At 41.9% G+C, this 19,569-nt stretch carries 20 protein-coding genes and 1 pseudogene; 15 read left to right on the top strand and 6 right to left on the bottom strand.

All coding sequences use genetic code 11. From position 1 onward, the window contains the following. Nucleotides 1–292: 292 nt before the first annotated feature. The 6 genes from FTU66_RS07150 to FTU66_RS07175 all read left to right on the top strand — a co-directional run bounded on the left by FTU66_RS07150 (nt 293) and on the right by FTU66_RS07175 (nt 5,564). Complete coding sequence (locus tag FTU66_RS07150) at nt 293–658, top strand: HPF/RaiA family ribosome-associated protein (RefSeq protein WP_004974190.1); 366 nt, start codon at nt 293–295, stop codon at nt 656–658. Nucleotides 659–822: 164 nt separating this feature from the next. Then, nucleotides 823–1,365: an ankyrin repeat domain-containing protein gene (locus FTU66_RS07155; RefSeq protein ID WP_136144366.1), complete on the top strand. Its 543-nt coding sequence runs from the start codon at nt 823–825 to the stop codon at nt 1,363–1,365. Nucleotides 1,366–1,381: 16 nt separating this feature from the next. Further along, nucleotides 1,382–2,152: a transporter gene (locus tag FTU66_RS07160; protein ID WP_180112540.1), complete on the top strand. Its 771-nt coding sequence runs from the start codon at nt 1,382–1,384 to the stop codon at nt 2,150–2,152. A gap of 172 nt (nt 2,153–2,324) precedes the next feature. Then, nucleotides 2,325–4,157: a protein-disulfide reductase DsbD gene (gene dsbD / locus FTU66_RS07165; protein WP_180112568.1), complete on the top strand. Its 1,833-nt coding sequence runs from the start codon at nt 2,325–2,327 to the stop codon at nt 4,155–4,157. Further along, nucleotides 4,154–4,834, top strand: coding sequence for a glutathione S-transferase family protein (locus tag FTU66_RS07170; RefSeq protein WP_131261214.1), 681 nt, complete (start codon nt 4,154–4,156; stop codon nt 4,832–4,834). The genes dsbD and FTU66_RS07170 overlap by 4 nt, the downstream gene beginning before the upstream one ends. Before the next feature lie 166 nt (nt 4,835–5,000). Continuing rightward, complete coding sequence (locus FTU66_RS07175) at nt 5,001–5,564, top strand: FMN-dependent NADH-azoreductase (protein ID WP_004974205.1); 564 nt, start codon at nt 5,001–5,003, stop codon at nt 5,562–5,564. A 107-nt stretch (nt 5,565–5,671) separates the two neighbouring features. Here FTU66_RS07175 and FTU66_RS07180 read toward each other — a convergent pair whose 3' ends face one another. Next, complete coding sequence (locus FTU66_RS07180; RefSeq protein WP_004974206.1) at nt 5,672–6,583, bottom strand: alpha/beta hydrolase; 912 nt, start codon at nt 6,581–6,583, stop codon at nt 5,672–5,674. A 154-nt stretch (nt 6,584–6,737) separates the two neighbouring features. Between FTU66_RS07180 and FTU66_RS07185 the strand changes: the two genes are divergently transcribed. Next, nucleotides 6,738–7,175 carry a DUF2147 domain-containing protein gene (locus FTU66_RS07185; protein ID WP_004974208.1) on the top strand — a complete coding sequence of 146 codons (438 nt, stop codon included), beginning with the start codon at nt 6,738–6,740 and terminating at the stop codon, nt 7,173–7,175. A gap of 94 nt (nt 7,176–7,269) precedes the next feature. On the opposite strand, the gene FTU66_RS07190 is transcribed toward FTU66_RS07185, so the two are convergent. After that, complete coding sequence (locus tag FTU66_RS07190; protein WP_179995430.1) at nt 7,270–7,617, bottom strand: Spx/MgsR family RNA polymerase-binding regulatory protein; 348 nt, start codon at nt 7,615–7,617, stop codon at nt 7,270–7,272. An 853-nt stretch (nt 7,618–8,470) separates the two neighbouring features. Continuing rightward, nucleotides 8,471–9,289 (bottom strand): exodeoxyribonuclease III, encoded by an 819-nt coding sequence (locus tag FTU66_RS07195; protein ID WP_019838101.1) that lies wholly within the window; start codon nt 9,287–9,289, stop codon nt 8,471–8,473. A 39-nt stretch (nt 9,290–9,328) separates the two neighbouring features. Between FTU66_RS07195 and pyrE the strand changes: the two genes are divergently transcribed. The 3 genes from pyrE to FTU66_RS07210 all read left to right on the top strand — a co-directional run bounded on the left by pyrE (nt 9,329) and on the right by FTU66_RS07210 (nt 11,972). Next, nucleotides 9,329–9,979 carry an orotate phosphoribosyltransferase gene (gene pyrE / locus FTU66_RS07200; RefSeq protein ID WP_096901637.1) on the top strand — a complete coding sequence of 217 codons (651 nt, stop codon included), beginning with the start codon at nt 9,329–9,331 and terminating at the stop codon, nt 9,977–9,979. A gap of 476 nt (nt 9,980–10,455) precedes the next feature. Further along, nucleotides 10,456–11,316, top strand: a complete 861-nt coding sequence (locus FTU66_RS07205; RefSeq protein WP_180112541.1) for a PAAR domain-containing protein — start codon at nt 10,456–10,458, stop codon at nt 11,314–11,316. Next, nucleotides 11,313–11,972, top strand: a complete 660-nt coding sequence (locus FTU66_RS07210) for a hypothetical protein (RefSeq protein ID WP_179996563.1) — start codon at nt 11,313–11,315, stop codon at nt 11,970–11,972. Before FTU66_RS07205 ends, FTU66_RS07210 begins: the two co-directional genes overlap by 4 nt. A gap of 48 nt (nt 11,973–12,020) precedes the next feature. Here the strand turns inward: FTU66_RS07210 and FTU66_RS13775 are convergent, their stop codons facing one another. The 3 genes and pseudogenes from FTU66_RS13775 to FTU66_RS07225 all read right to left on the bottom strand — a co-directional run bounded on the left by FTU66_RS13775 (nt 12,021) and on the right by FTU66_RS07225 (nt 13,753). After that, on the bottom strand, nt 12,021–12,080 hold the full coding sequence (locus FTU66_RS13775; RefSeq protein WP_373684820.1) for a hypothetical protein: 60 nt from the start codon (nt 12,078–12,080) through the stop codon (nt 12,021–12,023). A 172-nt stretch (nt 12,081–12,252) separates the two neighbouring features. Further along, nucleotides 12,253–13,474: pseudogene (locus tag FTU66_RS07220) on the bottom strand (IS256 family transposase). 84 nt (nt 13,475–13,558) lie between these two features. Next, nucleotides 13,559–13,753 (bottom strand): DUF3565 domain-containing protein, encoded by a 195-nt coding sequence (locus FTU66_RS07225; protein ID WP_167846407.1) that lies wholly within the window; start codon nt 13,751–13,753, stop codon nt 13,559–13,561. 116 nt (nt 13,754–13,869) lie between these two features. Here FTU66_RS07225 and gshB point away from each other — a divergent pair, with 116 nt between their 5' ends. From gshB to FTU66_RS07250, 5 genes are all read left to right on the top strand, one after another. Continuing rightward, complete coding sequence (gshB, locus tag FTU66_RS07230; RefSeq protein WP_180112542.1) at nt 13,870–14,814, top strand: glutathione synthase; 945 nt, start codon at nt 13,870–13,872, stop codon at nt 14,812–14,814. A 319-nt stretch (nt 14,815–15,133) separates the two neighbouring features. Next, a complete protein-coding gene (gene murG, locus FTU66_RS07235; protein ID WP_104852726.1) occupies nt 15,134–16,237 on the top strand; it encodes an undecaprenyldiphospho-muramoylpentapeptide beta-N-acetylglucosaminyltransferase in 1,104 nt (367 codons plus the stop codon). Nucleotides 16,238–16,240: 3 nt separating this feature from the next. Beyond that, nucleotides 16,241–17,689 carry a UDP-N-acetylmuramate--L-alanine ligase gene (gene murC / locus FTU66_RS07240; protein WP_179990852.1) on the top strand — a complete coding sequence of 483 codons (1,449 nt, stop codon included), beginning with the start codon at nt 16,241–16,243 and terminating at the stop codon, nt 17,687–17,689. A 56-nt stretch (nt 17,690–17,745) separates the two neighbouring features. Then, the gene (locus FTU66_RS07245) at nt 17,746–18,675 is read left to right on the top strand and encodes a D-alanine--D-alanine ligase (RefSeq protein WP_180112543.1); all 930 of its coding nucleotides are present in this window, start codon (nt 17,746–17,748) and stop codon (nt 18,673–18,675) included. Between the two features lie 2 nt (nt 18,676–18,677). Then, nucleotides 18,678–19,532 carry a cell division protein FtsQ/DivIB gene (locus FTU66_RS07250; protein ID WP_004974235.1) on the top strand — a complete coding sequence of 285 codons (855 nt, stop codon included), beginning with the start codon at nt 18,678–18,680 and terminating at the stop codon, nt 19,530–19,532. Nucleotides 19,533–19,569 lie beyond the last annotated feature (37 nt).

Below are 19,569 nucleotides of genomic sequence, written 5' to 3' on the forward strand. Positions count from 1 at the left end.
GAGCATCTAAGCTGAAATTGGTGATAAAAGGGTTATTCTTTTGCTGCTTTTCTATAAATATTGCTTGCATATTTTTCAGATAGGCCCGATATTCAAGGTATAGGGACACGGTTCTGCAGAATTAAAAGTGTTCATCATTCACGTAGGAGGAAGTGATTCCAAACTAAGTTGAAGATGTACTTTATGCTGTAAAAACAGCACATTATAAACACGCCAAAACATATATATAAAATTATGTGTAAGATTTTGGCACAACAAGATTCAGAAATAACGAACGCAAGAGGATGAAATCATGAACATTGAAATCCGTACCGATAAAAACATTCAAAACAGTGATCGATTAATTAGTTACGTTCGTGAAGAACTGAATAATGAATTCCAACGCCACAGTGAGCGTATTACCCATTTTTCAGTGCATTTTAGTGATGAAAATGGTGAAAAAGGCGGTGATGACGATATTCGTTGTATGATTGAAGCACGTCCAGCAGGTCTAAAACCAGTGGTTGTGAATCATCGTGGTCATAATATTGATACAGCCATTCACGGTGCGATTGACCGTTTAAAACGCAGCCTAGAACATGCGTTTGAGAAAAATGAAAATCCTCGTGGTGCTCGCCCAGAATTTGTAGATACAGATGTTGGTGGCGACGACGAATAAGGATCAGACAGATTCCAAGAGCCTCGCAAATTTTGCGAGGCTTTTTTGTGTTTGCATGTAGCCAATGCACTAAATTCACGATTTGCTGACATTTATCTCATACAAATGTCGCTTTATTGGGCATAATAGTTCTAAATTAAACATTGAATAAGAGAGCTCTCTGCATGTTAACTGCGCAACAACAAGTCTTGGTGCAAGCAATAGAAGAATTAGACCTTGCCCAAGTGCAACGCCTATTGGCAGACGGTTTAGACCCTAACTTTATGGATGCCGAAAAAGGCCCTGTGATTTCAGTCTGGTCAGATGGTTTATTTCAATGGTGGGAAAAAGTCTGCGAAGCATACGAAGCAGGTCAGCCACTCACAGAACAGCAAAAACAGCAAGATTTGCAAGTGCATTTAGATATTTTAGAGGCATTGATTCAAGCCAAAGTGAATTTGCACTTATGGGATGCCGAAGAAATTTACGGCCCATTGTGGGATGCAGCTTCTGCAGCATGTGTTCCTGCAGTGCAGCGTTTATTGGATGAAAAAGTCGATCCAAACAGCAAAGATGAAGATGGTTTAACCATTTTATCTTCGATTAGTGATTTATTGTTTGATTGTGATTTTGATGAAATTCAGTGGTCGGATGCTTTGCCAGAAGAACAACAGACTTTAGAATTGTTGCGTCGTTATGGCGCAAAAATGAGCAAAGAATTGGCCTAAGAGCAGAGATAAAAATATGTCAGTATTAAAAACAGTTGGGTTAATCGTGGCGGCAGGCATCAGCATGCAGGTGAGCGCGGCAGATTTTGAGTTTGATCGTCCTGGTGCAGGAGTGAGTACGGGTATTACACCTGTAGGGAAGTTGGCTTGGGAACTAGCTTTGCCAAGTGCAAGTTATCAAGAAAGTAACGATGCTTCGGGCGAAAAAGTTAAAACCACTCGCCTTAATGCTGACATGCTGTTACGTACAGGTTTGGCGCAAGATTTAGAGTTACAGCTGGGCTGGCAAGGTCCTGCATGGAGTAAAAGCAAAACCGCAGGTCAATCGGTTGAAGAAGATGGTTTGGGCGATGTCAGCATTGGTTTGAAACAAGCCATTGACTTAAATGATGACAAACTTTCTATGGCCGTGTTGTTGCAAGCGTTAATTGCCACAGGCAATGATGGCTTTAGCGAAGAAGATGATATTTATAGCTTGGGTACGGCAGTCAGCTATCAATACAGCGAGCTGTTAAAAACAGGCATCAACATGCGTTACGATGTGCAAAATAGCGATTGGGCGGTTACAGCAATTCCCAATATTCAGTACCGTTTAAGCGATCAATGGTCAGGTTTTTCAGAATTGGTCTATCGCAAAGCTGAAAGTCAGGACAATGAATATGGCTTAATTTCGGGAGTGATTTACGCACTGAATGAACGCACTCAACTGGATGCCAGTGTCGGTGTAGATTTAGACGGTGCAGATAAAAGTTACCGTGCAGGTTTAGGTATGGCGTTTTTGTTCTAAGCAATCGAAACCATTTAAAGCTTTAAAATACGTTGTATGCTGCAGCAGGCCAAAGTTATTAAGTATTAAGCTTGCTGCAGATCTGTTTTCATCCTAATAAAGTTCATGCCGAGGCGAGCAGAACATGAAGCAGTCCTTATTTCAGACCTTTTGGCAAGTTGCTGTTGATCTAATGGCTGATATTTTACGTTATGTGGCGCAGGGCTTATCTTGTCTGCTCGCAAGTCTATTTTTGCTGTGTTCGTTAAGCCTACACGCAGAAGCACCTTTACTCCCACCCGAACAAGCCTTTCAGTTTAGCGTTGAATCGGTCAATCCCCAGCAAGCCGAACTGCGCTGGAACATGCCTGAACAGTATTATTTGTATCAGCATCAATTTAAGGTTGAGCATGGACAGCAAATACTGGCTTTAGAGTTGCCTCCCGCAGAAGATGTTTATGATGAAAACTATGGACATACTCAGGTTTATTATCAACAAGTCAGTTTTAAAATTCCCACGCAGGCTGCACAGCGCTATCAAGTGAGCTGGCAAGGTTGTGCGCAAGATCGACTTTGTTATCCACCACAGCGCATTGAATTTCAGACAGACAGCACTGGTTTGGTGATTTTAGACAATCAAAGCGCAGCACAAAAAAATCTGTGGGGTGGACACAGTAACCCAACCCAGAATGTGTTTTCGACAACTCAGACCAACTCCACGCTAGCATCTTCAACAAGTCCTGCAGCAGCACAACCCATCACAGCACAAGATCAAATATGGTCAGAAAAACTGGCACAAAGTTCGTTTGCCTATGGCTTGCTGCTGTTTTTGGGTTTAGGGGTTTTATTGGCCTTTACCCCATGCTCCTTGCCGATGCTACCGATTTTGACCTCCTTGTTGGTGCGTGAACATAAAGGTGTCAAAGCGTGGACGATTGCACTGGTCTTTGTCTGTAGCATGGCAATGGTCTATGCCATATTGGGTTTAATTGCGTCATCCGCAGGTTTGAATTTTCAGCGCTGGTTGCAGCAACCTGCGACTTTAATTGCTTTTAGTTTGCTGTTTGTGCTGTTTGCCTTAAATCTGTTTGGACTGTTTGAAATCAAGTTGCCGCGTGCTTGGGTCAATCGACTCGATCAGGCACAATCCATGCAAAAAGGCGGTAATTTGGCAGGTGCTGCACTCATGGGCATGTTGTCGGCACTTTTAGTTGGCCCATGTATGACTGCACCACTGGCAGGGGCGTTATTGTTTATTTCACAAACCCAAAGTCAGATGCAGGGGGCGTTGCTGTTATTTACGCTCGGTTTTGGTATGGGTACGCCGTTATTGTTGGCCAGTGTGCTTGGTGCAAAAGCTTTGCCACGCGCAGGTTTGTGGATGCATCAAGTCAAAGTGCTGTTTGCTTTTATTATGTTGGCATTGGCATTGTATTTTATTCGTCCTTTATTGGGTGAAGCATGGATGCAATGGCTTAGTTTGGCACTTGGACTGAGCTTTGTTGGCTATGTGCTGCATCGTTTGAGTGGCTATCATGGCGTGCTGCGGGCGATTTATCTGAGTGCGTTATTGGTGGTGGTGCCGTATCTGATTTATAGCCAATATCAACACAGTCAGCGTTTTTGGCAGCAGGAAAACGATGCCGTCTTAGAATGGCACCGAGCAACGACTGCAACAGAATTAAAACAGTTACTTGCCCAAGCTCCGAAAAATCAGCGCATGATTATAGATGTCTATGCCGATTGGTGTGTGGCGTGCCGTCCGATTGAGCAGCAGGTATTGACATCCTCCACCGTAAAACAGGCACTTGCAGAATTTTATTTAATTAAACTCGATTTAAGCCATTACGATGCCAGTCATCAAGCCTTGTTGAATCAATGGGAAATTTTAGGGCCACCTACCTTTTTATTTTTGGATCCACAACAACAAGAAATTCGCAGCCTACGTTTAACGGGTGCATTTAACGAAAGCACTTTGTTAAATCAACTGCAGCAACTTCAAACCACACAGGAATCATCGCCATGATGCAGCTGTACATTGCCAATAAAAATTATTCGAGCTGGTCGATGCGCCCGTGGTTGGTACTAAAGGCATTTGACTTAGCCTTTGAAGAAATACAACTGAACTTTCCATGTGAACGTGGCGAGGGCGATTTTAAACAACGTGTCCTAGAAATTAACCCCAATGGTAAAGTGCCTGCCTTATTAGATCAGGGCATGTTGATTTGGGATTCTCTCGCCATTTGCGAATACTTGGCAGAGCAATATCCTGAACAGGCACTTTGGCCGCGTGATGTACAGCAACGCGCTTGGGCGCGTAGCATCAGCGCAGAAATGCACAGTGGTTTTACCGATTTACGCAGTTTATGTGGCATGAATATTCGCGCCAATTTAGCAGAAGTGGGTACAAAATTATGGCAAGAACATTCGGGTTTAAGGCAGGATGTGGCACGCATTGAACACATTTGGTCGGCACGTCCTGCAGCAGATGGTTTCTTGTGTGGTGAATTTAGCATTGCCGATGCGTTTTATGCTCCTGTGGTGACGCGTTTTATGACTTATGCCTTGCCTGTAAGTGCCAACAGCCAACACTATATGCAGCGGGTGATGCAGCATCCTGCTATGCGCGCTTGGGTACACGCCGCATCACAAGAAGCAATGTGGGTCAATTATTTAGAGCCTTATCAAAAACCAGCAAAATGACTTGGAAAAAGCAGGATTAGGAAAAATACTGCGGAAGTTTTTGTGCGGTAAAGTGGTCTTTTTTGTTCCAAAAATAAAACATAGTGTCTTAGTTTTCCCAATTATTCTATTTACGCTGCACGATTAAAATAGCGTTATTAAATGAATACAAGATTGGAACATCCCCATGAAAATTTTACACATCGACTCGAGTATTTTAGGTGAAAACTCAGTTTCACGTCAGTTAAGCCAAGCGATTGTGCAACAATTGACTGCAAAAAATAGCAATGCACAGGTCGATTATTTAGATTTGGCACAACAGCCGATTCCGCACTTAACTGCCGAAATTTTAATGGGGCAGGATGCAGAACAAGCGGCTTTGGGTGAAAAAATCATCCAACAATATATTGATGCCGATGTCGTGGTGGTGGGTGCAGCCATGTATAACTTTGGTTTGACTTCAACTTTAAAAGCATGGATTGATCGCATCAGCGTGGCAGGTAAAACCTTTAAATATACCGAGCAAGGGCCTGTAGGTTTGGCGGGTGAGAAAAAAGCCTATATCGCCAGCAGCCGTGGCGGTGTGTATGGTGATAATAGCCCTGCTGATTTTCAGGAAGATTTCTTGAAAACCATCTTCAACTTTACAGGGGTGAATGATGTAGAAATTATTCGCGCTGAAGGGGTGAGTATGTCGGAATTTAAAGACCAAGCTGTTGCCAATGCGATGCAAAAAATTCAGGCGATTTAACCCACTATTTCAATAAAAAAAGCTCAGTGCCTTGAGGGTGCTGAGCTTTTTTTATATAGATGGATCGGCTAAAAGGGTTGGTTAGCAAAGCCTTGTTATGGTTGAACTTAGCTCTGATCTTGCCGATGTGCAAACTCTGCTAAATCTGCCAATGCACGTTTGGCTTCTTCAAACCACGGTGAAAACATTTGAAAATTGTGCCACATACCCGTGTAGAGTTTGTAATGCACTTCTACGCCTGCCTGTTCGGCTTTTTCTTTAAAACGTGTTGCATCATCCAGCAAAATTTCTTTAGAGCCAATTTGTACTAAAACTGGTGGTAATTCATGTAAATCATCAAACAATGGCGAAATTTGCGGGTCTGCCCGATCAAGTTCAGGCGGTACATAGTAATCAATGCCTGTTTCCAGCGTTTCAATTGACAGCAGGGCATCATGCTTGCTGTTATAACGCAAGGATTCACTGGTGAGGGTTAAATCTAAAAATGGTGACAGCAGCATTAAGCCACTCACTTGCGGCAATTGCTCATCACGTATTTTTAAAGCTAGCGCCAACGCTAAATTTGCACCGCAAGAATCTCCTGACAAAATAATATCTTTGGCGTGTATACCTTGCGCCAACAGACTTTGATAGACATCAAACACGGCTTCCAAAGCATGTGGAAAAGGATGCTCAGGTGCAAGCGGATAATCGACATGAATCACTTGCATTTGGGTGCGTGCCGCAACTTGACTCAAAAATGCTCGATGGGTATTTAACGAACCCAGAAAAAAAGCCCCGCCATGAATATGAAAAATGAGCTGTGTTGCAGCATTCTGTGGTTTTAATTCTTCGGCATGCAGACCTGCTAAACGCAGCGCGCGTACCTGCACCGACTTTTGCATGGGAAATAAACGGCACATTTGTTCTAGTGCAAAACGTACAGAATTGGGGGGTAAATTAAATTGGCTTGGTTTGCGAATGGTGGTTTTTAAAAACTGCTCTGTAATAATTTGTTTCCACATGGGGTTAATCTTCATGATTTTTCCATCTTGTTCTTTATTTGATCGGATATTTGTGTATTTACCAACATAATTTACAAGGGTACACTAAACGGTCACATTCAAAAATTGCAAATTTGTTGTGACTTTTTAATAATAAAGTTGTCTGATAGTAGACCAGGGAAACAAAACAATGAAAAAAATTGCACTTGCATTCGGGCTGTTAGGTTTAAGCGCTTTGGCCAATGCTGCAGATCCGCTTAACGGCACAGTTTGGAAAACAATTGACGACAAAACCAAACAACCCAAAGCCACGGTAAGATTTACTGAGCAAAAAAATGGAACTTTAACCGCAAGCATTCAGTCAATTTTAACGCCTGGTGAAGAAAATGCCTGTACAAAATGTGAAGGTCCGTATCACAACAAATCACTCAAAGGTTTGACCATTGTTCGCGGTCTGAAAAATACAGGCGGCACGAGCTACGATGGTGGTTCAATTCTTGACCCGCAAACAGGTAAAACCTACAAGCTAAAAGGTAAACTTGCCGATGGTGGTAAGAAACTGGAATTGCGTGGTTTCATTGGTGTAGCGGCATTGGGTCGTAACCAAACATGGATTCGTGCGAACTAAGCATGTATTCCACCTGTGCAGTTGAAATCATATTGCACAGGATATAAAAAAACCTGCTCCATGTGAGCAGGTTTTTTATTGGTATTTTTTAAATTTAACCTAAAGCACGATAAGCCGTTTCATCAAAACCTGCAATAAAGCCTGATTCAGTTTTTAAGACAGGACGTTTAATTAAACTGGTGTGAGTGCAAAGTGCTTCAATTAAGTTGGCTTCACTGGCCAAAGCAGCTTGCTGTTCTGCTTCGCTGAGTTTGCGCCAAGTGGTGCCTTTTTTATTCAGTACTACATCTTGCCCAAGCGCATCTAACCAACTTTTGACAGTGTCGGCATCGATCCCTTGTTTTTTATAATCGTGAAACTCATAACTTAGCCCCAATTCATTGAGTAAATCGAAGGCTTTTTTCATTGAATTGCAGTTCTTAATCCCATAAATTTTTAACATATTTTTTTCACGTTAATATCATCAAACTGGCTATAGCCTAGCCCAAAACAGCGCTAAGTGCTAGAAACTTGCAGTGAACAATGATTGGCTGTTTAAATGGTATGTGTCATCAATACGTCATACCGATGTCACCAAATTGACACTTGATCGCTCTAAAATGGGACGCATAAACAGAAAAAAATGAAAAACTTGATAAGAACAGACTTTAGTGAAAATAAAAAATACAGTGAAGAACAACAGTAACAGCGCAAAACAGAAAATAAGATGATAAAAAGAGAAAACCCGCATTTAATCATCCTGATTATGCGGGTCTCATTTTAACGTCCATTGTTACATCCTTGAAACTAACCAAAACCAGTTAGTTTATTTTCCATCCTTCGGCTTCCAATCCTTTTGTGTCATCCTGACTGTCTCTTTGCCGTGATGCAATAATGCGCTGAATCGACTTGAAGATAAATACACAAAGTCGACAGATTATGTGCGAATTGAACCTCAGTTGAGTGAACAACTGTTCACTCGTGTAGGCTGTGAAATTTGTGTGAATAAGGGACTATTGACAATTCGTCTATGTTTGCGACGACGCATATTTTTAGCTGATATAAGGCATGGGACAGGAAATTTAGCCATTCTAAATGACTGGCACATAACGCAATAGCAGCAAAAAAATATGCTCGTCCTTCGCTGCGCCTTGCGCTGCAAACAAAGCAGTGCTTGTTTTTGCTCAGGCTGTGGCTAAAACTTTCTCAGATTGCGTTATGAAACTTGGCAATAGACCCACTATTCCCTGCGTTTCATGCCTGATCTGCTCAGTTTTAGCCTACAGCGCAAACCATTTATGAAATGTCAATAGACCCTAAATCTTATAATCAATAATCACAGGAGCATGGTCACTAAACCATTCGTCTTTATACACCCAAGCATTGACAGTACGTGCTTTCCAGTCGGGTGAGCAGGCATGATAATCAATCCGCCAACCAACGTTCTTGGCACGTGCTTGCCCGCGATTTGACCACCAAGAATACAGCTCTGCTTCATGGCGTACTTCACGGAAGGTATCGACATAGCCCAAGTCATTATAAATATGATCTAACCATGCACGTTCATGCGGTAAACAACCTGAAGACTTTTGGTTACCCGACCAGTTTTTAATATCAATACGTTTATGTACGATGTTGTAGTCACCACAGACAATGATCGATTTATTCTCTTCACGCCACTGTTTTAGAATTTTTTGATACTCTTCTAAAAAGTGATCTTTGCGCATTTGCGCTTCTTCACCTGAAGAGCCAGAAGGCAAATACAGTGAACAGATGTAAATTGGGTGATCCAGTCCTACATCAAATTCAGCACTGATAAAGCGGCCTTGAGAATCAGCCAATTCAAAGCCTAAACCATTTTGCACAGAAACAAAGGGCAAACGGCTGTAAATGGCTGTCCCTGCGTAACCTGCGCGTTCTGCAGGGAAAAGATGCGTGTGCCAGCCTTCAGGCTTAAATTTATCGGTCCATTGGGCGTGGGTGATGCGGCTTTCCTGCATGCAAATCACGTCTGCTTCAGACTTTTCCAACCATTCGAGTAAGCCTTTGCTTACCGATGAACGCAACCCATTGACGTTAATTGAAACCACTCGAAGAATTTTTTGATCACTCGGATAGCTACTCTTTGGTATCATGCTCAGGTCTTACCTCAATGTATTAATTTGGAGCACCTCATGACATCGCCAGCTCAATTTAACCCGCAAGCTTTTATCGAACTCGCCTTATCACGTGGTGTGCTTAAATTTGGTGAGTTTACTTTAAAATCGGGTCGTGTGAGTCCTTATTTTTTTAACGCAGGTTTGTTGAATGATGGCGAAGCTTTATCGCTATTGGCTTCGGGCTATGCAGATCAACTCATGCAATGCAAAAATGTAGATGTTATTTTCGGGCCTGCCTATAAAGGTATTCCATTTGTGGCAGCTACAGCAGTGGCTTTATCGCAAAATCATGGCGTAAGTGTGCCGTGGGGGTTTAACCGTAAAGAAGCCAAAGATCATGGCGAAGGCGGTGTGTTGGTGGGTGCTGCGGTTGAGGGCAAAAAAGTTTGGATTATTGATGATGTGATTACTGCGGGTACGGCTATTCGTGAAGTGGTGACTATTTTGAAAAATGCAGGCGCACAAATTGCGGGCGTATTGGTGGCTTTAGACCGTCAAGAAAAAGGTCAGGGCGATTTGTCTGCTATTCAGGAAGTGCAAAAAGAGTTGGAAATTCCTGTGCATGCTTTAATTACCATGAAAGATTTAATGAATTATTTGGATGCTAAAGGTGAAAAAGATGCCTTGGCGAAAATGGAAGCGTACCGTGTGAAGTATGGGATTTAAGTTGTTTTGGAGAAGGAAGCGAGAGCTTCCTTTTCGCTTTTATTCAGTTTGATTTTTAATAATATAATGAAATGTAATAAATAATAAAAAAGCCCGACTGAGGGGTGAGACAAATTTTGTATTTTTAAATCACATTAAAATTTAATATGAGAAAAGTACTATGATTTTTTACTAATTTAAAAGTTTGTTATACTTCGCATTATATAATAAAAACATATACGAACTCAAAAATGACAAGATCAACTTCGTTATACAAATTATTTATCAAAACACTAGAACAACAGATGTTCTCAAAAGAGATTGAGCAAATCTTAAAAGTTGTTGAAGGTATCACTGCTCTATTGGTCAGTAGTCAATTAAAGAATGGCGATGAAATTATTGATACTTTTAACAATTCGGTGGCAATATGCATTTTTAAAGATCAATTAACATTTCAGAACTCTCTTAGTCATGACTAAACTATAAGGATTAAGATTATGAGAGGTTTTGCTATTCATAATGCACCAACTAATCATGGTGGTCGTATTCTAGCTACTCAGATAAGAAATTCTCAAATGGGCAATTCTTTTGTTAGAGCGGGCGATGGGCATTTCTGTCCAAGATGTAAATGTTGGTCTTCAGTGATTAAAAGCCATGACCATATTATCTTTGATGGTAAGCCAGTTGCTTATGTCGGGGATAAATTAACATGCGGTGCTATTATTCAGCCGCAACAGTCGCATGTTGTTGGTGGGAGTAATGCTAATTATCATATAGTTTCTAATCCTCAAACTGAGCAAACTCTGCCTATAAGTGCTCAACAGAATTTAATAAATAGTTTTACAAATAAGAGGAAGTATGAGAACTATTATATTGAGTTTAATAAAACCGATTATGTAAAATTTAAAACAGGAATTCCTCCATACGATGAAGATAAAAAAGGGCTATTGGGGAGTGTTTTACAAATAGTTTCAGGAGCATGTGATTTTATCGTTACATCTATTTTAAAGAAAAAGAATCTGTTTATAACAGTTTCATATCACCCGCCAGTTGTAAAACATGATGCAAATAAAATCACTCCTTATGCAACTCTAAGACTCTATAAAGAAAAAAATAGAAAATCTGAATTATTAAAAATACAAGAATTGAAGTCTGATGGTGGGGTTTGGAGTATTGAGCGAGGAAAAGAACCAGTAGGTTTCTGTAACATTACCTTGCCTGAGCCTGATTTACTCCTATTGAGGGTTGAATTAGATCTTGGATATGTATTGATGTTTAGCGGTGGAATTGTTACCCCGATACCCAGTTTTACAACCCACAGCTTTACTTTAAATTCCGCAGCAAGGGAAGTTAGATGAAGAATTTTCTTATTTTTTTAACAGCCTTCTTGATATTCGGAAGCACTGCCTGCTCATCTAATGGACATAATACACATCATGGTGAAGTTGAACTCACTCAAGATAGTGAAGCTGCCCAGAGTCTTTCTGCAGAAGATCAATCTATTATAAAAAAATATAAAGATACGATTCATAATTTGAATTTTAGGGAAAGAGAACATGCGAATAAGGTAATGAAAGATAGCTTGTCTGAAATAAGCAAAATTAAGAATGATTCCGAGCGAGAAAAGTTGCAAATGCAGATTTACTTAGCCACAGCCATGTATAAAGAAGCTTATGATTTAAATAGTAAAATGTTAAAAACTAGGTTTAGCGAAGCACGTTTACTGACTCAATGTGAGTTGAGCTATTACGCTAAAAAGCCTAAAAATGAATATGAAAAATGTTATGCCCAAGTAGCGTCATTGCTGGAAAAGACATTGAAAGTCACTCCTAAAAATGACTCTGAATATTTATATGGTGAGTGGGGGTACTTACTCGCGATGTATAAGGCAGGACATGAAGAATATAGACAAAAAATGGAAGATTTTATTCATTCTACTCAAGATAAAACGCTGAAATATCAGTTTGAAAGTTCTTATGAGTTGGCGATTGAACAGATCGCTAGTTACCAGTGATCTTTGTTGTATTGGTTTTCAGGAGTGCGTAAATACATCAACCTAACCCTACTGTTGTGATGTATGCAAAATTCTTAAAATATGAACAGAGTCTTTAACGTCATACACGACAACATAGTGCGATGCACCACAAGTTCTCGAGTTCCATGGATGAGACCAGATCGCCCTTTAATGGCAGCGAAGAATGCTATACACGCACGACTTAAAAGGAGACATTTGTGGTATGAATAACACTGAGTATCTAAGCGGAGGGTATAAATAATTCTGTGTAAATACAGTTTTAAAAATACTTGGTTACACGCTCTTCAAACATGATACTAAAGCGATTCATAGCAGCTTTCCAATTCTGAATAGGCATCGTCCATTTTTTGCTTGCTGCCATAATTGCTAAATATACCACCTTTTTCACGGAATCATCAGTTGGGAAGATTTTTTTTCTTGGTTGCATGGCGGATAACGCTGTTCAATGATTCAATCGCATTCGTCGTGTAAATCGCTTTGCGAATATCCATAGAATAAGCGAAAAACGTGTTGAGATTCGACCAGTTGGCAAGCCATGACTTGCTGATTTGAGGATACTTCTCATCCCATTTTTGTCCAAATTCATCTAAAGCTTGTAAGGCTGCGTCTTCTGTAACAGCTTGATATATCTTTTTTTAAATCGGCTGTGACAGCTTTGTAGTCTTTCCAACTCACATATTTAAGATTGTTGCGTACCATGTGGATGATACACAACTGAATATGCGTATCAGGGTAAATTGTATTGATCGCATCAGGAAAGCCCTTCAGTCCATCTACGCAGGCAATCAGAATATCCTTTAAACCACGATTTTTCAGTTCTGTAAGGACTGAGAGCCAAAATTTAGAACCTTCGTTTTCTGACATCCACATACCTAATAAGTCTTTCTGTCCGTCTGTATTGACACCTAATGCTAGATACACCGCTTTGTTAATAATCGTACTATCTTGACGCACTTTCACCACGATACAATCCATATAGACAATAGGATAAAGGGCATCCAATGGTCGATTTTGCCATTCTATTACTTGTTCTTTAACTGCATCCGTCACTTTGGAAATAAGCGTTGGGGAGACGTCCGCATCGTACATTTCCTTGAATGTGGCAACAATATCTCGTGTCGTCATGCCTTTGGCGTATAGGGATAGGATTTGGCTATCCATTTGTGTGATACGCCTTGCGAAGCGCTGCTTCTCATCTTCTTAATCAGCTGGGGCTCAAAAGTGCCATCACGATCTCTAGGCGTGTCTAGTTCAAATTCACCATCATCAGTAAATAGCCGTTTGGTTGTATAGCCATTACGTGTATTTTTGCCTATACGAGGACTATTCTTCTCATAGCCTAAATGTTCAGTCAGTTCAGCATTGAGTGCAGTTTCAACGGTGAGTTTCTTTAGAGCTTTACTGAAATTATTCAGGTCAGCTTCTGTTTTTAAGTTCTTGGCAAATTCTTTTGCCAATGCCAGCATTGCTTCATCTTTCATGGTAAACACCTGTGTTGCCCCCAACAGCGTTGAGGGATAGTTTAAGCGTTTACACAGTTTTATTTACAGTCTCCCTAAGCGTATTCACTCAGTCTCCTCCTCACACTTCTTACACTCCAGCATCACCCCCAACTTTTCCTTGCGCCCTTGCTCTGTGATTACCCACGGGCGGTTTTGCCACGGTGGATTATGCCGCACATGCTGCCCATGACCGCAGGCCAAATCTGCGACCCAATCATTTTCTTCATCTAAATGAAAATCAATAATCGCTTGTTGCATCGCATACTCCTAAGTGCATGATGATCGTGGATAAAGCGTTACGAAAATTGCAGCAAAACCAAAGCCAAACTCCGCTATACTTTTGCTTATTCAATTCTTCAAAAGAGCACCGAAATATGCGCGTACTTGTTGTGATGGATCCCATCGAAAGTGTCAATTTGAAAAAAGACTCAACCATGGCGATGTTATGGGCGGCAAGCCGTCGTGGGCATACCTTGGGCTATGCATTACAGCAAGACTTATATATTGATCAGGGCAAGGCATTTGGTCTGATTGCTCCGCTCAAAGTCTTTGAAGACTATAACCATTATTACGAATTGGGCGAAAAACGCAAAGAATCCTTAGCTGATTATGATGTCATTCTCATGCGTAAAGACCCGCCTTTTGACATGAATTTCGTTTATACCACATATATTTTAGAGCAAGCTGAACGCGAAGGCGCATGGATCATCAACAAGCCGCAAAGCCTGCGTGACTGTAATGAAAAGCTGTTTGCGACTCAATTCCCAGAACTACAAGTTCCGACATTGGTCACTTCACAACAAAGCCTGATTCGTGAATTTATTCAGCAACATGGTGATGTGATCGTTAAACCGCTCGATGGCATGGGCGGCATGGGAATTTTCCGTTTGTACCAAGATGGGGTCAATATTGGCTCAACCATTGAAATTCTGACCAACAACGGCACTCAGCCAATCATGGCGCAGCGCTATATTCCAGAAATTGTAGATGGTGATAAACGCATCCTCATGGTTAATGGTGAGCCTGTGCCTTATTGTTTGGCACGAATTCCACAAAATGGCGAAGTGCGTGGCAACTTAGCTGCAGGTGGTTTAGGCGAAGCACGTCCATTGACTGAAAATGACAAAGCCATTGCCGCCAAAGTCGGGCCATTTTTACGTGAAAAAGGCTTGGTTTTTGTCGGATTAGATGTGATTGGCAACTATGTCACTGAAATCAACGTGACCAGTCCAACGTGTATTCGTGAAATTGATGCACAGTTTGGTACATCCATTGCCGATGATTTATTTACCGTACTTGAAGCAGGTCGTCCCAACTAAGTTTGGGCTTTATGTTCACTGTATCAATACAAAAGCCGTTTTCTATTTGAAAGCGGCCTTGTTTTTAGAGACGTGGATACAAAAAACAACTTAAACACTTTGCAAAATAGATCAATCAAAGCAGGTAAAATTGAATAAAACTTAACATTTTCCGTAGATTAATAATAAAACTAGTTTAAACTTGAAAATCTGTAGAAAAAAACAATCAAGCACTTGGTGAAAAAAAGTAAATAACCTTTCAAGCCCATGCGTTTGTGATTACAATTGATAGCTTATACAAGATTTTTATTTGCCTTATTTTGAGTTGAAGAATTAAACCGTGACTGACGCACAGCAACAACAGCCTAAACATGTCATGATGATGGCCGCAGGTACAGGTGGACATGTTTTTCCCGCTTTGGCCGTCGCAAAACAATTACAGCAACAAGGGATTCAAGTGTCATGGTTGGCGACCCCAACGGGCATGGAAAATCGTCTGCTTAAAAATCATAATATCCCAATTTACCAAATTAATATTCAAGGTGTACGTGGCAACGGTTTGATCCGTAAACTGGCTGCACCATTTAAAATTTTAGGCGCAACGCTCAGTGCTGTGCGTTACATGAAGCAATTAAAAGTTGATGCTGTTGCAGGTTTTGGTGGTTATGTGGCAGGGCCGGGTGGCTTGGCAGCACGTGCTTTGGGTATTCCTGTGCTGATTCACGAACAAAATGCAGTTGCGGGTTTTACCAACACTCAATTGTCACGTGTGGCAAAAACCGTGTGTCAGGCTTTCCCAAATACCTTTCCAAACAGTAACAAAATTGTCACCACAGGCAACCCTGTTCGTGAAGAAATCACTGCGACCTTAAGCCCTGCATGGCGCTATCAGGAACGTGAAAAAGCAGGCTTGCCAATTCGTATTTTAATTGTGGGTGGTTCACTAGGTGCACAAGCCTTAAATGAATGTGTACCTGAAGCGTTAAAGCAACTAAATGTCGCTTTAGATGTTTATCATCAATGTGGGCAAAACCATGCCGATGCGACGCAGGCACGTTATGCACACAAGCCTGACCATTTACAGGTTGAGGTACAGCCTTTTATTGAAGATATGGCCAAAGCCTATAGTGATGCCGATTTAATTATTTGTCGTGCGGGCGCACTCACGGTAACCGAGGTCGCGACTGCAGGTGTTGCAGCAGTATTTGTACCATTGCCTAGTGCGGTGGATGATCACCAAACTGCCAATGCCAAGTTTTTAGCCGATCTTGGTGCAGCAAAAATCTGTCCGCAAGCTAGCATGACACCTGAAAGTTTAACAACATTATTAACCCCGTTAATGAATCGTCAATTGTTGTCTGAAATGGCGGTCAAAGCCCGTCAGCAGGCGCAGCCTGATGCAACTCAACACGTGGTTCGTCTTATTCAAGCATTGTTCGAGTAAAATATGTCTCCATCTACACCCGCTGATCAAGCGAAAAAATTAATCAAAGTGCCTGAAATGCGCCGTATCAAACACATTCATTTTGTGGGTATTGGTGGCGCGGGGATGTGTGGTATTGCCGAAGTCTTGAAAAACCAAGGCTATAAAGTGTCGGGTTCAGACATCAAAGCTTCAAAAACCACAGCGCAATTAGAAGAAAATGGCATCAAGGTTTATATTGGGCATGCGGCAGAGAATATTAAAGGCGCCAATGTGTTGGTGGTGTCTACTGCAATTGACCCAGAAAACCCAGAAATTAAAACAGCAATTGACACCCGTATTCCTGTGGTGCGTCGTGCTGAAATGCTGGGCGAGTTGATGCGTTACCGTCATGGTATTGCAGTCGCGGGTACACATGGTAAAACCACCACTACCAGTTTAATCACCTGTATGTTGGCCGAAGAAAACATGGATCCAACTTATGTGATTGGTGGCTTGCTAAACCGTACTGGGGTCAATGCAGCATTGGGTGCGAGCCGTTATATCGTGGCAGAAGCCGATGAATCTGATGCATCGTTTTTATTCTTAGAGCCCATGGCGGCTGTGGTGACTAATATTGATGCCGACCATATGGACACCTATGGTGGTAGTTTCGATACCTTAAAAGATACCTTTATTCAATTTTTGCACAAACTGCCATTCTACGGTTTGGCTGTGGTGTGTGGTGATGATGCCAATATTCGTGAAATCATGCCGCGTATCGGGCGCCCTGTATTGACCTATGGTTTTAATGAAGACAACGATATTCGTGCCATTGATGTCGATCAAGACGGCATGCGCACACACTTTACTGTACTGCGTAAAGACCGCGAACCGTTACGCGTGACGGTGAATCAACCGGGGCTGCATAACGTATTGAATGCCTTGGCTGCAATTGGAATTGCCACCGATGAAGGCGTTTCTGATGGTGCAATTTGCCGTGCTTTAGAAGGCTTTAGCGGTGTCGGTCGTCGTTTCCAAGTACAAGGTGAGTTTGAGGTAGCAGACGGCAATGTGAAATTGGTAGATGACTACGGACATCACCCGAAAGAAGTGGAAGCCACCATTAAAGCTGCGCGTCAAAGTCATCCTGATCGCCGTTTGGTGATGTTGTTCCAACCACACCGTTTTAGTCGCACCCGTGACTGTTTTGATGACTTTGTGGAAGTGTTGTCACAAGTCGATCAATTGTTATTGCTCGATGTTTATCCTGCGGGTGAAAAACCAATTGTTGGGGCAGATAGCCGTACTTTGGCACGCAGTATTCGTTTGCGTGGTCAGGTTGAGCCAATTTTGGTCGATCCAAATGACGGCAATCTACCGAATATTGTGAAACAAGTGTTACAGGCCAATGACTTGTTATTGACCCAAGGTGCAGGTAATGTGGGGGCGATTTCAATCGAGCTTGCACAAAACCATTTATATTTAAAATAATCACAACCTGTGATGTTTGAATTTGATCGACCAGTTTAAAGTTTAAGGATATAAACGTGTCAAATGCTTCAAAGTTCGGCAAAGTTGCCGTGTTATTGGGTGGAAAATCTGCTGAGCGTGAGGTTTCTCTAGACAGCGGTCAAGCAGTACTCGAAGCACTGCTACGTTCTGGGGTCAATGCAGAAGCATTTGATCCACAAACACGTAGCGTGACCGAATTGGTCAATTATGATCGTGCCTTTATTGTGTTACACGGGCGCGGTGGTGAAGATGGTCAAATTCAAGGTGTTTTGGAATGGTTGAATATTCCATACACGGGTACGGGCGTGCAAGGTTCAGCCATTGGCATGGACAAAGTGAAGACCAAGCAAATTTGGCAAGGTTCTGACTTGCCAACTGCGCCATATCGTATTGTTAGCAAAGATTCCAATATTGAAGACGTGGTTGTCGAATTGGGTTTACCACTCATCATCAAGCCTGTACATGAAGGTTCAAGTATTGGCATGAGCAAAGTCGAAAAAGTAGAAGACTTTGCCGATGCTGTAGCGAAAGCAACTGCACATGACGCTATTGTTATGGCTGAAAAATGGATTACAGGACGTGAATTTACCATCGTGCTGTTAAATGGTCAGGCTTTACCGATTATTCGTTTAGAACCACCGAAAGATGTGGCGTTCTATGATTATGAAGCCAAATATCAACGTAATGATGTGCAATACGGTATTCCGTGTGGTTTAAGCATTGCCGAAGAGCAACAGTTACAAGCTTTGGCATTACGTGCCTTCCAAGCCGTGGGTGCAAGTGGCTGGGGTCGTATTGATGCCATGCAAGATGAGAACGGCAATTTCTGGCTATTGGAAGTGAATACCGTGCCGGGAATGACCAGCCACTCTTTAGTTCCGAAAGCGGCAAATGCAGTCGGCTATAGTTTTGATGAGCTGTGTGTGGCAATTTTGGCACAAACCCTTACAGGTGAAGCACACTAAATATGGCTCAACTTCCTGCATCCTTGCGCCGTAAACGGGCAGCGATTACCTCGATTCATGACAAACCGCCAACAGCCAAAGAAAAGCTGATTCATTTTGGCGGTTGGGTAATGCTGTGCGTTGCGGTGCTCGTGTTGGCAGTGGGTGCGTACGGGCTATACAAAGTCATGACCGATGCACAAATTGCCAAGCTAGATGTAGTGGGTACACGTTCAGATGCGGAACACCGCCAAGTGATGACGCATGTGAACCCTGTAATGACCAAGAACTATTTCACCTCTGACCTAGAGCAAATCCGCGATACCGCTTTGGAGTTGTCTTGGGTAGATCGAGTGGTGGTTTCACGTGCGTGGCCGAATGCTATTCGTGTGCGGGTTATGCCGCGTCATCCAATTGCACGTTGGGGGACAGGTCGTTTGCTCAGTGACAGCGGTGAAGTCTTTACCGAGGTCACGCCACAAAATAATCAACATTTACCGTTATTACACGGGCCAACGCATCAATCTAAAATGATGATGCGTCGTTATAATGAAATTAACCAATTATTCTTACCCGTCAACGATCGTTTAAAAGAACTATATTTAACAGAACGTATGACGTGGTTTATGCAGTTTGATTCAGGTCTACGTGTTATTGTAGATAAAGATCAAACCATGAGTAAGCTGCAGCGCTTGGGGCATCTTGCACAAAGTGATTTGAAACCTGTATGGTCTAAAATATCCGCCATCGATTTGCGTTATCGCAATGGTTTAGCCATTCAATGGAAAAACTCAATTCCGCCAAAAATTGCAAATGGTCACTTTGTTGTAACGATTGATGACACAAGCATTGCAGAGGGAATAAGAGCAAAGCCATAATATTGGGCTTTAAAAAAATAGAGGCATTAAGCCATAA

Origin of the sequence: Acinetobacter sp. YH12131 (assembly GCF_013418635.1) — a bacterium.
GTDB lineage: Bacteria > Pseudomonadota > Gammaproteobacteria > Pseudomonadales > Moraxellaceae > Acinetobacter > Acinetobacter towneri.

Bases quoted from the DNA above. Each gene is read 5' to 3' on its own strand.
- FTU66_RS07150 (WP_004974190.1), top strand. From the start codon at position 293: ATGAACATTGAAATCCGTACCGATAAAAACATTCAAAACAGTGATCGA.
- murC (WP_179990852.1), top strand. From the start codon at position 16,241: ATGTCTCCATCTACACCCGCTGATCAAGCGAAAAAATTAATCAAAGTG.
- FTU66_RS07225 (WP_167846407.1), bottom strand. From the start codon at position 13,753: ATGCAACAAGCGATTATTGATTTTCATTTAGATGAAGAAAATGATTGG.
- FTU66_RS07155 (WP_136144366.1), top strand. From the start codon at position 823: ATGTTAACTGCGCAACAACAAGTCTTGGTGCAAGCAATAGAAGAATTA.
- FTU66_RS07180 (WP_004974206.1), bottom strand. From the start codon at position 6,583: ATGAAGATTAACCCCATGTGGAAACAAATTATTACAGAGCAGTTTTTA.
- FTU66_RS07185 (WP_004974208.1), top strand. From the start codon at position 6,738: ATGAAAAAAATTGCACTTGCATTCGGGCTGTTAGGTTTAAGCGCTTTG.
- FTU66_RS07175 (WP_004974205.1), top strand. From the start codon at position 5,001: ATGAAAATTTTACACATCGACTCGAGTATTTTAGGTGAAAACTCAGTT.
- pyrE (WP_096901637.1), top strand. From the start codon at position 9,329: ATGACATCGCCAGCTCAATTTAACCCGCAAGCTTTTATCGAACTCGCC.
- FTU66_RS07170 (WP_131261214.1), top strand. From the start codon at position 4,154: ATGATGCAGCTGTACATTGCCAATAAAAATTATTCGAGCTGGTCGATG.
- FTU66_RS07210 (WP_179996563.1), top strand. From the start codon at position 11,313: ATGAAGAATTTTCTTATTTTTTTAACAGCCTTCTTGATATTCGGAAGC.
- FTU66_RS07190 (WP_179995430.1), bottom strand. From the start codon at position 7,617: ATGTTAAAAATTTATGGGATTAAGAACTGCAATTCAATGAAAAAAGCC.
- FTU66_RS07160 (WP_180112540.1), top strand. From the start codon at position 1,382: ATGTCAGTATTAAAAACAGTTGGGTTAATCGTGGCGGCAGGCATCAGC.
- FTU66_RS07195 (WP_019838101.1), bottom strand. From the start codon at position 9,289: ATGATACCAAAGAGTAGCTATCCGAGTGATCAAAAAATTCTTCGAGTG.
- FTU66_RS07205 (WP_180112541.1), top strand. From the start codon at position 10,456: ATGAGAGGTTTTGCTATTCATAATGCACCAACTAATCATGGTGGTCGT.
- dsbD (WP_180112568.1), top strand. From the start codon at position 2,325: ATGGCTGATATTTTACGTTATGTGGCGCAGGGCTTATCTTGTCTGCTC.
- FTU66_RS07250 (WP_004974235.1), top strand. From the start codon at position 18,678: ATGGCTCAACTTCCTGCATCCTTGCGCCGTAAACGGGCAGCGATTACC.
- gshB (WP_180112542.1), top strand. From the start codon at position 13,870: ATGCGCGTACTTGTTGTGATGGATCCCATCGAAAGTGTCAATTTGAAA.